Source organism: uncultured Jatrophihabitans sp. (genome assembly GCF_964252635.1).
GTDB lineage: Bacteria > Actinomycetota > Actinomycetes > Mycobacteriales > Jatrophihabitantaceae > Jatrophihabitans.
Genome location: NZ_CAXUNP010000007.1, coordinates 19889 through 33415 on the forward strand (window position 1 = coordinate 19889; position 13527 = coordinate 33415).

Below are 13527 nucleotides of genomic sequence, written 5' to 3' on the forward strand. Positions count from 1 at the left end.
TCGTCACGCCAAGAGGCTAGTCGGTGCGGGGTGAGTGCGGGCCTAGCCCAGGGCGGCGATGGCGTCGGCGATGGCGAGGGTCCGCTTCGCGCTGTCGACGTGCAGGTTCTCGATCATGCGGCCGTTGTAGGTGACGACGCCGGTGCCGCCCTGCTCCCAGGCGGCCAGGATCCCGCGGGCGTCGTCGATCGCCTGCGCGGACGGCGCGAACTCGGTGTTGGCGACCTCGACCTGGCCGGGGTGGATCAGTGTCTTGCCGTCGAAGCCGAACTCGCGGCCCTGCCGGCACTCCGCAGCGAACCCCTCGGCGTCCTTCACGTCGTTGTAGACGCCGTCCAGGATCGCGATGCCCGCCGACCGCGCGGCCAGCACCGCGAGCGACAGCGCGGTGAGCACGGGAGCACGGCCCGGGACGTGCTCGGCGTAGAGCTCCTTGACCAGGTCGTTGGTGCCCATCACCAGGCACGCGAGCCGGTCCGACGCGGCTGCGATCTCGCGGACGTTGAAGATGGCCTCGGGTGTCTCGATCATGGCCCAGAGCGAGGTGTGCTCGGGCGCGCCTGACCACTCGAGGGCCGAGGCCAGGCCCCGGACCTGCTCGGCGGTGTTGACCTTCGGCACCACGACGGCGTCCGGTCCGGCTGCGGCCGCGGCGACGAGGTCCGCCGCGTGCCATTCCGTGCCGATGGCGTTGACCCGGACGGTCAGCTCGCGCCGGCCGTACTCGCCGCTGCGCACCGCGGCCACGGCCGCCCCGCGTGCGTCGGCCTTCGCGTCGGGGGCGACGGCGTCCTCGAGGTCGAAGATGATGCCGTCGACGGGCAGCGTCTTGGCCTTCTCGAGCGCCTTCGGGTTCGAGCTGGGCATGTACAGCAGCGACCGTCGGGCGCGGAACACGTCGCTCATCAAGCCACCTCGATCGCGTCGTAGCTCTTCTTCAGCTCGGGGTCGACGGCGGCCAACCGCTCGGCGAGGTCGACCATGACCAGGCACTGCTTGAGCGACGCGTCGTCCTCCATCTTGCCGTCGAGCATGACCGCGCCCGTCCCGTCGCCCATCGCCGCGACCACCCGGCGGGCGTGCGCGACGTCCTCGACGCTGGGGCTGAACACCTTGTTGGCAATGGCGATCTGCTTGGGGTGCAGGCTCCAGGCGCCGACGCAGCCGAGCAGGAAGGCGTTGCGGAACTGGTCCTCGCAGGCGACGACGTCGCTGATGTCGCCGAACGGCCCGTAGTGGGCGTAGATGCCGTGCATGGCGCACGCGTCGACCATGCGCGCGATCGTGTAGTGCCAGAGGTCCTGCTGGTACGTGGTGCGCTGACCTTCGATGTCGCCGTCGGTCGGGTCCTGGCGGACGAGGTAGCCGGGGTGGCCGCCACCGACCCGCGTGGTCTTCATCCGACGGTCGGCGGCGAGGTCGGCCGGGCCGAGGGACAGACCCTGCATCCGGGGTGAGGCGCCGCAGATCTCCTCGACGTTGGCCACGCCGCGCGCCGTCTCGAGGATGGCGTGGACGAGGATCGGGCGGTCGAGCCCGGCCTTGGCCTCGAGCTGCGCCAGCAGGCGGTCGACGTAATGGATGTCCTCGGCGCCCTGCACCTTGGGCACCATGATCACGTCGAGCTTGTCGCCGATCTCACCGACGAGCGTCACCAGGTCGTCCAGGCCCCAGGGCGAGTCCAGGGCGTTGACGCGTGTCCAGAGCTGGGTCGGGCCGAAGTCGGTCGACTTCGCGATGTCGACCAGGCCCTGCCGGGCCGCTTCCTTGTTGTCCGCCTTGACCGCGTCCTCGAGGTTGCCGAGCAGCACGTCCAAGGTGCCGACCATGTCCGGCACCTTGGCGGCCATCTTGGCGTTGCTCGGATCGAAGAAGTGGATGGCCCGCGACGGGCGGGCCGGGATCTCCCGCAGCGGGGCCGGCGCCCCGACGGCCAGGGGGGTGAAGAAGTCCTTGGCGGTACGCATGGCCGGAACGTAGCAGCCGACCACGGCCGAAAACGGTCTCAGCCACCCAGCGCGAGGTAGAGGTCACGCATCATGGCGATGTCGGCGCCGTGGTGGATCAGTTCCCGGTTCACCCACCAGACGATGTCGACGAACGGCAGGCCGCGGTCGAGCCCGGCCGGGTAGGCGGAGTAGCCGACCTGCATCGCCTGCTCGTCGTCGGCGCCGGCCACGGCGACCCGCCACCGGTCGGCCGCGCGCCGCAGCTCGTCCACCGCGTCCGTCGGGTCGCCCGGGAACGGGCCGTACTCCTCGGCGAGGGAGTGGGTGCCGTCGACGTGGTCCGCGCGGGTCAGGAAGCCGTCGACGAGGTGCGCCAGGGACCATGCGATGGTGCGGATCGGCTCGCCGCCGTGGTTCTCGGTGGCCACCAGCTCGTCACCGACGACCGGGACGAGATCCGCGGCACCCGGGATCGGCGACCAGCGGTACTCATCCGCGTCCAGGCCGTCGAGCCGGTCGAGCAGCATGACCAGGGAAGCGTCGAACTGCGCGAGCAGCGGGGCGATGATGGCTGCCCCGCCGGCTCGCGCAGTCGGCGTGTCGTTCACGGTCGGTGGGTCAGACCTTCTCGGCCTCGTCGCCCGGCGTCGTGGCGCCCAGTGCGGTGCTCGGAGCGCTGTCGGACTGCTGCGAGCGCACCGACTCCTCGACACGCTTGCCGAGCTCGGCGTCCACGTTGGACCAGTACTCGAACACCCTCGACAGCACCGGCTCCTCGACTCCGTTCAGGACGTGTCCGGTGATGTTCGAGACGAGCCGCTCGCGCCCGGCGTCGTCGAGGACCTCACGCACCAGAGTGCCGGCCTGGCCCCAGTCGTCGTCCTCGACGTGCTGGGTGTAGGCCGCGCGAATCATCGGCCCGCCGGCCTCCCAGCCCTTGCCGTCCTGCTGCGAGGTGTCGGCGTGCGGGCCGCCGAACGAGTTCGGCGCGTACACCGGGGTGGACGGGTCGTTGAAGCGATAGGCCATGGACCCTTCCTTGCTGTACGTGCCCAGCTGGCGAGCAGCCTTCGGCGCGTTCACCGGCAGTTGCGTGTAGTTCGTGCCGATGCGGTACCGGTGGGCGTCGGCGTAGCTGAAGATCCGGCCCAGCAGCATCTTGTCGGGCGAGGTGTCGATGCCGGGAACAAAGTTCGACGGCTCGAAGCTCGACTGCTCGATCTCGGCGAAGAAGTTCTGCGGATTGCGGTTCAAGGTCATCGTGCCGACCTCGATGAGCGGGTAATCGCCGTGCGGCCACACCTTCGTCAGGTCGAAGGGGTTGAAGCGGTAGTCCTCGGCGTCGTCGAAGGGCATGATCTGCACCTTCAGCGTCCAGGACGGGAAATCACCCTTCTCGATGGAGCCGTACAGGTCCTGGCGGTGGTTGTCCGGGGACGAACCGGCCAGCTCGTCGGCCTTGTCCTGGGTCAGGTAGTCGGCGCCCTGGTCGGTCTTGAAGTGGTACTTGACCCAGAACCGGTCGCCGGCGGCGTTGATCCACTGGTAGGCGTGGCTGCTGTACCCGTCCATGTGCCGCCACGTGCGCGGGATGCCGCGGTCGCTCATCAACCAGGTGACCTGGTGGGCGGACTCGGGGGACAGGGTCCAGAAGTCCCACTGCATGTTGTTGTCGCGCAGGCCGGAGGCCGGCAGCCGCTTCTGGGAGCGGATGAAGTCCTGGAACTTCATCGGGTCCTTGACGAAGAAGACGGGGGTGTTGTTGCCGACGAGGTCGTAGTTGCCCTCCTCGGTGTAGAACTTCAGCGAGAAACCGCGGGGGTCGCGCCAGGTGTCGGGGGAGCCCTGCTCGCCGGCGACGGTCGAGAAGCGGGCCAGCATCTCGGTGCGCTTGCCGGGCTGCAGGAAGTCGGCCTTGGTGTAGGCGCTGACGTCCTGGGTGACGACGAATTCGCCGAACGCCCCGCCGCCCTTGGCGTGCACGACGCGCTCCGGGACCCGCTCGCGGTTGAACTGCGCCATCTTCTCGATGAGGTAGTGGTCGTGGAGCAGGATGCCGCCGGCTTCGCCCTGGGTCAGGGAGTGCTCGTCGCTCTCCACCGGGGCACCGGCGTTGGTGGTGGTGTACTTCTCTGGGGTCTGGGTCATGGTGGTGCCTCCTCGGGCGTGCGGATTGACGCGCACAAGGTGCCTACCCGGCTCCGGGGGGCCGCGTACCGGCCGTGGGCGGCGTGGCTGAGAGTCACGTCACCGGGTCTCACTTTGGCCGCCGGTCGCCCGGCCGGGGATACTCGGCGGTAATCGCCGAGACACGCGCCGTCGACCGGTGCCCAGCTGGAGGTTCGCATGGCCCGCCTGGCCCAGACCGCAGGACTGACCGAGATCCAGACCGAGATCCTGTCGGCGGTGAAGACCTTCGTGGACAAGGAGATCATTCCCTACGCCACGGACCTGGAGCACAAGGACGAGTTCCCCGAGGCGATCGTCGAGGGCATGAAGGAGATGGGCCTGTTCGGCCTGATGATCTCCGAGGAGTACGGCGGGCTCGGCGAGTCCCTGCTGACCTACGCCCTGGTGGTGGAGCAGATCGCGCGCGGCTGGATGTCGGTGTCCGGCGTCATCAACACCCACTTCATCGTCGCCTACATGATCGCCCAGCACGGCACGGAGGAGCAGAAGCAGTACTTCCTGCCCAAGATGGCCACCGGCGAGATTCGCGGCGCGTTCTCGATGTCCGAGCCCGACCTCGGCTCCGATGTCTCGGCCATCAAGACCCGGGCCGTGCCGGACGGCGACGAGTACGTCATCAACGGGTCGAAGATGTGGCTGACCAACGGCGGCGGGTCACGCGTCGTCGCGACGCTGGTCAAGGACGAGCTGGGGGCCGATTCGGTCTACAAGAACATGTCGACGTTCCTCATCGAGAAGGACGCCGGGTTCGGCGAGACCCGTCCCGGCCTGACCATCCCCGGCAAGATCGAGAAGATGGGTTACAAGGGCGTCGAGACGACCGAGATGATCCTCGACGGGGTCCGCGTGCCGGCGAGCCGCATCCTCGGCGGCGAGGACGGCCGCGGCAAGGGCTTCGCGCAGATGATGGACGGTGTCGAGGTCGGCCGCGTGAACGTCGCCGCCCGCGCCTGCGGCATCTCGATCCGTGCCTTCGAGCTCGGCGTGGCCTACGCCCAGCAGCGCAAGACGTTCGGCAAGCAGATCGCCGACCACCAGGCCATCGCGTTCAAGCTCGCCGAGATGGCCACCAAGGTGGAGGCGGCGCACCTGATGATGGTCAACGCCGCACGTCTGAAGGACGCCGGCACCCGCAACGACGTCGAGGCCGGCATGGCCAAGCTGATCGCCTCCGAGTACTGCGCCGAGGTCACCCAGGACTCGTTCCGCATCCACGGCGGCTACGGCTACTCCAAGGAGTACGAGATCGAGCGGCTCATGCGTGAGGCGCCGTTCCTGCTCATCGGCGAGGGCACCTCCGAGATCCAGAAGACGATCATCAGCCGCGGTCTGCTGAAGGAGTACAGGCTCTAGGGACGCGTCGAAAGCGCCCCTGGATGACCAGCCCCGTGAGCTCCCCGAGCCCCGTGCTCGAGGTTGGCGGCACCCATGTCTCGGCCGCGCTCGTCGATCCGGACGGGTGGACGGTGTCGGACGCGGTCCGGCAACCCCTGGACGCGGACGCCGGCGCCGACGAGATCCTGGCCCGTCTCGTGTCCGTCGCCTTGAAGTTGCCCGCGCCCGCCGGATCGACGTGGGGCGTGGCCATGCCCGACCCGTTCGACTATCCGAAGGGCATCGCGCTCTTCGACGCCGCAGTGGGCAAGTTCGGGGCGCTGCACGGGGTCGACGTGGGCGCGGCGTTGCGCGGCGGACTGCACGCCGAGGTGGCGTTCCTCAACGACGCGGACGCGTTCGCGCTGGGGGAGTGGACGGCCGGGGCGGCCGTCGGAGCCGCGCGGGTGTGCGGGCTGACCCTTGGTACCGGCGTGGGGTCGGGGTGGGTCGTCGACGGTGCGGTGGTCGACCCGGGCTACCCGCGCAACGGGCGCATCCATCTCGTCGACGTCGACGGCGTCCCGCTCGAGGACGTCATGTCGCGGCGCGCGATCCGCCGGGCGTTCGCCGCCGCCGGCGGGGCGCCGTCGGCCGACGTGCGCGAGATCGCCGACCTGGCCCGCACCGGCGACGACCGGGCGGCGGCTGTGCTGGAGCGGGCCCTGGGCGCGCTCGGCGTCGCGGTGGGGTCGGTGCTGGCCGGGTTCGCGGCCGACCTGCTCGTCGTCGGCGGCTCGATGGCCGCGTCGTGGGACCTGTTCGAACCGTGGCTGCGCGCCGGCGCGGGCACGCTGCCGCCGGTCCGGGTGTCCGCGGACGCCGAGCGCAGCGGCTTCGTCGGCGCCGCCGTCCACGCCCTGCACCCCTAGCGCCGTCGCTTGTCACCCTCGGGTCGCTGCGGTAGAGATCAACTCGCCACTACGCGAGGGTGACAAGTGGTGGTCCACCCACGAAGGTCTGCCGGGCGACCCGTGCCTCGGGCCAACGCCGAGCGGAGGCGCGCGGCCGTCGTGGTGAAGTCCGCCAGCTCCGCCCATCCCCACCGCACCACGATGAGCCCGGCCGCCTCCAGGCGCTCCTGACGCCGCTTCTCGTCGTAGAGCACCTGGGGGTCGGTGTACTTGCCGCGTCCGTCGGCCTCACCCACCACACCGGGCTCGTCCCAGTAGAAGTCGACCCGTCCGACGAACCGGTCGGAGACTCGAATCTCGACCTGCGTCCGCGGTGCGGGCAATCCGGCACGGGTGATGCGCAGCCGACTCAAAGATTCCAGCGCGGACTCGGCGCCGGGGTGGGCCGCCGTCAGGGCCTCCGCCGCCCGGCGCGCGAAGGGCCAGCCGCGGCAGTCCTGGACAGCGGCGTCCAGGTCGGCCGACGAGCACACGCCGAGACGCAGCCCGGCGTCGGCGCTCACCACCCCCGCGTCGACCCCGCGCTCCCGGGCGAGGTCCGCGAGGCTGCGTTCCGGGGTCGTGAGCAGGACGGGGCCGAGGCGGCGGATCTGGCCGGTCCAGAGCCGGGCGCGGTGGAGGTGCGCCCCGTCGATGTGTCCGCGGAAGCGTCGGGCGAAGGTGACGCACGGTTGAGGCGACGGATCGAGCAGCGGGACGCCGTACACGACCAGCGCCGACGCAGCGGTGAGAGTCGACCGGCGGTGTGCGATCGCAACCGCCACCGCGGCCTGGCGCAGGTCGGAGGCGGCGTCGACCGCGGCGTCGCCCGTGCGCGGCGCAGGAACGGCGTAGACGCCGGCCCGCAGGCGACGAAGGGTGCCCACGGCGACGGCGTGCCGCAGCGCGGCGGACGTCCAGCCGGCCGCGTACGCCTGGCGTGCCGTAACGACGCCGAACTGGCCGGGAGCCGACGGTAGTGCGCGCATGTCCGGCAGGTTGTCAGAACAGGGGTCCGGGCGCGGACGTTGTCCACAGCCCGTCCGCTTGTCACCCTCGCATCGCCGCGTCGCCGGCCGGCAGGGCGCTATCGGAGGGTGACAAGCGGGAGGAAGGGCGACGGGCGGTGCAGGGGAAGGCGCGGGTCGTCAGAGGCGGGTCGAGACGGCGCAGTAGTCCCAGAGCCGCTGCGCGTCGTCGGGCGTATGCCGCGTGAACGGCAGGTAGTTTCTCGGGCGGGGCCGGCGGTCGTGCCAGAACAAGCCGGTCGTCGCGCCGGGCCAGTCGGCGGCCGTCAGCCACACCGCGGTGTCGGCACCCTCGTCGGCGTTACGCAGGATGGGCCCGACCACCCGGGCGAAGCGCGGCAGCGAATCGGTGATGCCCGGCGTGCTCGCCCAGCCGGGGTGCATGGCGTGCACCGCGACACCGGGCAGGTGCTGCGCCCACAACTGCGCGAGCACGACCTGCATGCGCTTGGTCCGCGCATAGGACACTGTGCCGTCGTAGTCGCCGAGCTGGAACTCGGGGTCGTCGATGCGCAGCGGTTGGGTGTACATGCCGCCGGACGAGACGAACACGACACGTGCGTCCCGGTCCGCGGTCAGCACCGGGCCGAGCTCGCTGGTCAGCAGGTGTGGACCGAGGACATGGGTGGCCACGGTCAGCTCGTGACCCTCGGCGGTCTCGGTACGATCGGGCGGCAGCACCCCGGCGTTGTGCACCAGGGCGTGCAGGCTGGGCAGTTCGTCGCGCAACCGTGCGGCCACGGCGGTGACGGATTTCAGGCTGGACAGGTCGCACTCGTCCACGACGACGGAGGCCTCGGGGAGGTCGGCCAGGATCTCGGCCCGGGCCTGCTCGCCCCGTGACGTGTCGCGGCACAGCAGGCGCACCGCCGCGCCGAGCCGGGCGGCACCGACGGCGGTGGCCTTCCCGAGCCCGGAGTTCGCGCCGGTGACGGCGACGGTGTGCCCGTCGAGCTGCCCGGGCGTCGGGTCGTCGTCCCACCAGCGGCGGCGCACGACGTACCCGACCCGTGAATACCCCGGAACGACCGCACGGTCGAGCAGCGTGTCGAGCGCCCGGGTGAGCATGATCAGGACCCTAACGGGACAGGGGCTTCAGCGTCGCTGAGCGGGCTCCGGTTCGGGCTGCGTCGGAGAAACCGGTGCGGGCTCGGGCTCGGCACCCTGCGACACCGTCGGCGCGGTGCGGGCCGGCTCGGTCGACTGTGCCGGGTCGGCGTCGTCCGGGAGGCCGAGGGCGCGGACCGCGTTGCGTCCGACCAGCTGCTGGCTGGAGGTCGCGCGCTGCGCCCGGCCCCGTCCGATGAAGCTGACGGCCCAGTGCAGCAACGTCGTCACCCGGTTCTTGAACCCGATGAGGTAAAAGACGTGGATCACGAGCCACAGCACCCAGGCAATGAATCCGCTGAACCTCAGCGGACCGACGTTGGCCACGGCCCGGAAGCGGCTGATGGTGGCCATGCTGCCCTTGTCGAAGTAGTGGAACGGCTTCTGCGCGGCCTTGGCCTGCATCTCGCGCACGATGGCGGTGGCTGCGTAGGAACCCTGCTGCATGGCCACCTGGGCGACGCCCGGGTAGTCGTGCAGCGACATCATGTCGCCGACCACGAAGATCTCCGGGTGGCCCGGCAGCGTGCAGTCGTCGTTGACCTTGATCCGGTTGCCGCGGTCCATCTCGGCGCCGGTCTGGTCGGCCAGCGTGTTGGCGAGCGAAGACCCCTTGACGCCGGCCGCCCAGATGACGGTGCGGGCCGGGATGTGCGTCCGCGTGCCGCTGCGGTCCTCGACGGTCATGCCGCGGTCGTCGACGCCGACGACCTTCTCGTCGAGCCACACCTCGACGCCGAGCTTGTCGAGCTGCTTGGCGGCGCCGGCGCCCAGCTTGGTGCCGAACGCGCTGAGCACGGTGTCAAGCGCGTCGACGAGCACGATGCGCGTCTTGGTGGTGTCGATCGACCGGTAGTCCTTGCGCAGCGTGCGGTGCGCGAGCTCGGAGATCTGCCCGGCCATCTCGACGCCGGTGGCGCCGCCACCGACGACGGCGAAGGTCAGCCACTCGGAGCGCTTGGCCTCGTCGTGCTCCAGCTCCGCGAACTCGAAGGCGGTGAGGATGCGGCTGCGTAGTTCCAGCGCGTCGTCGATGGACTTGAGTCCGGGTGCGTACGGCACGAAGTCGTCGTTGCCGAAGTACGACGTGGACGCGCCGGCGGCGACGATCAGCGAGTCGTACGGGGTCACCGTCACGGTGTCGCCGGCGTGCGAGGTGACGGTGCGGGCCGCGACGTCGATGTCCGTCACGTCGCCGAGCAGGGTCTGGGTGTTCTTGTTCTTCCGCAGGATCTCGCGAGCGGCCGGGGCGATCTCGCCCTCGGACAGGATGCCCGTGGCCACCTGGTACAGCAGCGGTTGGAACAGGTGCTGCGTCGTGCGATTGATGAGCGTGACGTCGACGTTGGCGCGTCGCAGCTTCTTGGCCGCGAACAGGCCGCCGAAGCCCGAGCCGATGATCACCACGCGGTGGCGGTGTGCCAAGGTCTCAGACATCGTGTCCCCTCTCGCTGGTGTGTGGGCCTTCAGCCAGTACAACACCCGATGTGCTCGAGGCACTCCTACCCAGGGGGTGATGGTCGCTACTGGCGCTGTGACCGGGCGCCCACGGTCGACAGCGCCGTGTCCGCCTCGGCCGCCACACCGTCCAGGCCGCGCCGCCGCGCCTCGTCGGCGATCGCCGACCACTCCTCTCGGCCGGCGTCGTCGAGCCGGGCACGCAGCATGCGGCACCGCAGCAGCGACCCGGGCGCCTGCGCCCGGAGGGCCACCGCCTCGGCAGCCTCGACGGCCGTCCGGGCCCGGTCGTGGTCGCCGAGCAGCAGGTGCAGGCGGGCCAGGCCCACCCCCACCGCGCCCACGGCCCCGCACTGGCCGATGTTGGCGAGGCACTCGGTCAGCGGCGTCAACCGCTCGATGAGCGACGCCGCCTGCTCGCGCGCACCCGCGTCGGCGACGGCGTGCGCGAGCATGGTCAGGCGGCTGTGCGTCGTCCAGCGCGGGGCCTCGACACGGGCCACCTCGGTGGCCAGCAGCTCCCCGGCCGCGGGGTCGTCGGTGGCCACGGCGCAGACCGCCGCCGCCCAGGGCAGGGTGCGGGCGTCGAACTGGGAGACGTCGATCCGGTCGAGGCGCCCACGCTCCCAGGCGAGGGTGAACCGGGCGACCTCGAACACGCCGCTCCGGTACAGCTCGGTCTGCTCGTGCAGCTCGGCGGCGCGTGCGTAGTGCGCTTCCGCGAGGTCGAGGTCCCCGTGCACCAGCGCCAACGTGCCCTCGGCCCAGCGGAACTGCACGCGGCTGGTGGCCAGGCGCAGCAGGTCGCTGCCGAGGGCGCCGAAGTGCGCGTGCTCGGCGGCCGACTGGGCGTCCCCGAGCGGCAGCCGGGCGAGGAACAGCAGCCCGTGCGAGATCACCTCGTCCAGCGCGCGCAGCCGGTGGTCGAGACCGGCGAGGCGGTCCAGTATGCGCACCGACTCGACAGCGCGTTCGGCCACGCCGGAGTACGTCAGCGCGCGCCCCAGCAGCGCGTCCGCGAGCGCGTCGTCGTCATCGAGGGTTTCCGCGATCGAGAGCGCTCGGGCACTGAGCCGGTCGGGGACGTTCGGGTCGGGGTCGTAGCAGCTGCCGACGGCCAGCGCCGCCAGCAGGCTGACGTGGGCCGCCGGGTTGTCGTCGACGAGCGACTCGACGCCGGCCAGCCGGGTGAGCAGCGGTCCGGGATCGCCGCCGTAGGCGGCCCAGGGCCACGAGCCGCTGGTGCGCAGCAGGGTGGACGCCAGGCGGCCGGCCGAATCCAGCCGGTCGCGGCGCACGGCGTCGAGCAGAGCGGCGTCGATGACGTCCAGCACGGTCTGGCCGCGCCCCGCGCGTGCCAGGGCCGCCACCTGGGCGACGACGAGGTCGTCCCGGTCGTGGTCGGAGGGTTCCGCGAGCTGGTCGAAGGCCTCGAGGGTGAGGGCCCACCAGTGGGCGGCGCTGTCCGGGTCCCAGCGGCTCTCGGCGTCCAGGGCCGCGGCACGGCAGGCGGCGTACACGTCGTGGGCGTCCGCCAGGGGCTGCGCCGCGACGAGGTGCGCCGCGCGCCGCACGAGGCGGTCCGTGTCACCACCCGGGCCGACCGCGTCGGCCACGCGCAGGTGCAGGCGCTGGCGGCGCACCGGTGACAACCCGGCGACGACCTCGTCGCGGAGCAACGCGTGCGCGAACACGTAGGCGCCGCCGCCCGGCGCGACGACGATGACGTGCTCGTCGGCCGCCTCGTCGAGCAGGTCGGCGAGCTCGTCACGGTCGAGCCGCGTGACCGCGGCCAGCAGGTCGATCTCGAGGCGGTCACCGATCAGGGCGGCGGTGCGCAGCACCTGGAGCACAGCGGGGTCGAGGCCCGACAGGCGCCGCCCGAGCACCGATCGGACCGCGACGGGCAGCTCGTCGCGCTCGTCGTCGGACAGTCGGGCGTACTCGGTGACGAAGAAGGCGTTGCCGCCGGTACGCCGGGTCAGCGAGCGCGCCTCCTGCTCGTCGACCGGGCGGCCGCTCACCTGCCGGGCGAGCGCACCCACCTCGTCGGTCGACAGCGCCGGCAGGGCCAGGTGCCGCGACCCGGGTCGCCGGGCCACGGTGGCGAGCAGGCGCTCGACCTTGGGGCCGCCCTCGTCGTCGCGGCACGTCAGGAGCAGGCCCAGGCCGCTCAGCGTCGCCGAGCTGGCCGCGGCCAGGTGCGCCAACATCCGCAGCGACGCGGTGTCGGCCCAGTGCACATCCTCGACGAGCAGGAGCAGCGGTTCGTCGTGGGCCGCGGCGGCCAGCGCCCGCGCCACGCCGTCGTAGGCGGCGAAGCGGGCCGCGTCGGCGTCGACACCGGGCTGCGGGGTCAGCAGCGCGTCCGGGTCGGCGCCGATCCCGCGCAGCACCTGCCGGACCGGCCACCACGCGGGCACGCCGTCGTCGTCCGGGCAGCCCGCGCGCACCAGCCGGCCGGGCCAGGCCGCGGCGATCTCCTCGGCCAGGCGGGTCTTGCCGATGCCCGCGGGCCCACTCAGCACGAGGAGGCGCAGTCCCTCGTCGACCCGGTCGAGCAGGGCGCGGGCGGTCTCCAGTTCGGGGCGCCGGCCGACCAGGTCGCTACTCCCGGCCGGGTCCGCCGCGTCGGCGCCCGGCTGCGAATCCGGCCGAGCGTCCGGCCGAGCGTCCGGTTGCGCGTCCGGCTCGACGACTGGCGGTGTGCGGTTCGCGGACGTCTCGACGGGCCACGTGGCCAGCGCGGCGTCCTGGCGCAGGATCGCACCCTGGACGTCGCGCAGAGCCGGCCCGGTGTCCAGGCCCAGTTCCTCGCTGAGTCGCCGCGCGTGCGCCTGGAGGCTTTCCAACGCCTCGGGAGCGCGTCCCGCCCGGTACAGCGAGACCGCGTGCAGCCAGCACGCCCGTTCGGCCAGGGGCTGGTCGTCGACGAGGCGACGTGACCGCGCCACCGCCTCGCCGACCTGTCCCGTACCGAGCAGGCCCACGACGAGGTTCTGCCGCACGACCGCGTGCTGTTCCTCCAGCGGCGCGGCGGCGACGCGGACCCATTCCTCGTCCGCGTAGTCGGCGAGCACCGGGCCGCGCCACAGGTGCTCCGCGCGGCGGGCCGCGTCGACGGCGGCGGTCCAGTCACCGGCGTCCACGGCCGACTGCGCAGCGCTGCACTCCGTGGCGAAGCGGACGGTGTCGAGGTCGTCGGCGGCGATATCGATGAGGTAGCCGGACCCCTTGCGCAGGATCGGCGAGGTGGCGCGGGCGTCGTCGCGGAGCACGCGCCGCAGGTTGGAGATGTAGGCCTGCAGCCCGGCCGAGGCGCTGGACGGGTGGTCGTCACCCCAGACGGCGTCGAGCAGACGGTCGGTCGACACCACGCGTCCGGCCTCGAGCAGCAGCATCGCCAGCGCAGCACGCTGCTTGCGACCGCCGAGCTCAGCCCGGTGGCCGTCACGAAAGACGTCCACCGGGCCGAGCAGGCAGTACTGCGTCCGTGTCGCCGTCCGCGTCGCCCCCTGCGTCACGCAG

10 protein-coding genes are annotated in these 13527 nt (G+C 71.8%); 2 read left to right on the forward strand and 8 right to left on the reverse strand.

Annotated features, from left to right (window positions below; translation table 11 throughout):
- Nucleotides 1-42: 42 nt before the first annotated feature.
- From ACFFCA_RS04775 to ACFFCA_RS04790, 4 genes are read right to left on the reverse strand one after another with little or no spacing between them, the layout of a single operon-like run.
- A complete protein-coding gene (locus ACFFCA_RS04775) occupies nucleotides 43-906 on the reverse strand; it encodes an HpcH/HpaI aldolase/citrate lyase family protein (RefSeq protein ID WP_375482334.1) in 864 nt (287 codons plus the stop codon).
- Complete coding sequence (locus ACFFCA_RS04780; RefSeq protein ID WP_375482336.1) at nucleotides 906-1967, reverse strand: HpcH/HpaI aldolase/citrate lyase family protein; 1062 nt, start codon at nucleotides 1965-1967, stop codon at nucleotides 906-908. The genes ACFFCA_RS04775 and ACFFCA_RS04780 overlap by 1 nt, the downstream gene beginning before the upstream one ends.
- A 38-nt stretch (nucleotides 1968-2005) precedes the next feature.
- The gene (locus ACFFCA_RS04785) at nucleotides 2006-2557 is read right to left on the reverse strand and encodes a DinB family protein (RefSeq protein WP_375482338.1); all 552 of its coding nucleotides are present in this window, start codon (nucleotides 2555-2557) and stop codon (nucleotides 2006-2008) included.
- 10 nt (nucleotides 2558-2567) lie between these two features.
- Nucleotides 2568-4097, reverse strand: a complete 1530-nt coding sequence (locus tag ACFFCA_RS04790) for a catalase (RefSeq protein ID WP_375482340.1) — start codon at nucleotides 4095-4097, stop codon at nucleotides 2568-2570.
- A gap of 198 nt (nucleotides 4098-4295) precedes the next feature.
- Here ACFFCA_RS04790 and ACFFCA_RS04795 point away from each other — a divergent pair, with 198 nt between their 5' ends.
- Both ACFFCA_RS04795 and ACFFCA_RS04800 read left to right on the forward strand, forming a co-directional pair.
- Nucleotides 4296-5492 (forward strand): acyl-CoA dehydrogenase family protein, encoded by a 1197-nt coding sequence (locus tag ACFFCA_RS04795; protein WP_375482342.1) that lies wholly within the window; start codon nucleotides 4296-4298, stop codon nucleotides 5490-5492.
- A gap of 35 nt (nucleotides 5493-5527) precedes the next feature.
- Entirely contained in the window at nucleotides 5528-6385 is an 858-nt protein-coding gene (locus ACFFCA_RS04800; RefSeq protein WP_375482344.1) for an ROK family protein, read from the forward strand.
- A 38-nt stretch (nucleotides 6386-6423) separates the two neighbouring features.
- On the opposite strand, the gene ACFFCA_RS04805 is transcribed toward ACFFCA_RS04800, so the two are convergent.
- The 4 genes from ACFFCA_RS04805 to ACFFCA_RS04820 form a co-directional block, all read right to left on the reverse strand.
- Nucleotides 6424-7395: a type IV toxin-antitoxin system AbiEi family antitoxin domain-containing protein gene (locus tag ACFFCA_RS04805; RefSeq protein ID WP_375482346.1), complete on the reverse strand. Its 972-nt coding sequence runs from the start codon at nucleotides 7393-7395 to the stop codon at nucleotides 6424-6426.
- A 159-nt stretch (nucleotides 7396-7554) separates the two neighbouring features.
- The gene (locus ACFFCA_RS04810; protein WP_375482348.1) at nucleotides 7555-8502 is read right to left on the reverse strand and encodes an SDR family NAD(P)-dependent oxidoreductase; all 948 of its coding nucleotides are present in this window, start codon (nucleotides 8500-8502) and stop codon (nucleotides 7555-7557) included.
- 27 nt (nucleotides 8503-8529) lie between these two features.
- Entirely contained in the window at nucleotides 8530-9978 is a 1449-nt protein-coding gene (locus ACFFCA_RS04815) for an NAD(P)/FAD-dependent oxidoreductase (protein ID WP_375482350.1), read from the reverse strand.
- An 86-nt stretch (nucleotides 9979-10064) separates the two neighbouring features.
- Entirely contained in the window at nucleotides 10065-13523 is a 3459-nt protein-coding gene (locus tag ACFFCA_RS04820) for a BTAD domain-containing putative transcriptional regulator (protein WP_375482352.1), read from the reverse strand.
- Nucleotides 13524-13527: the final 4 nt, after the last annotated feature.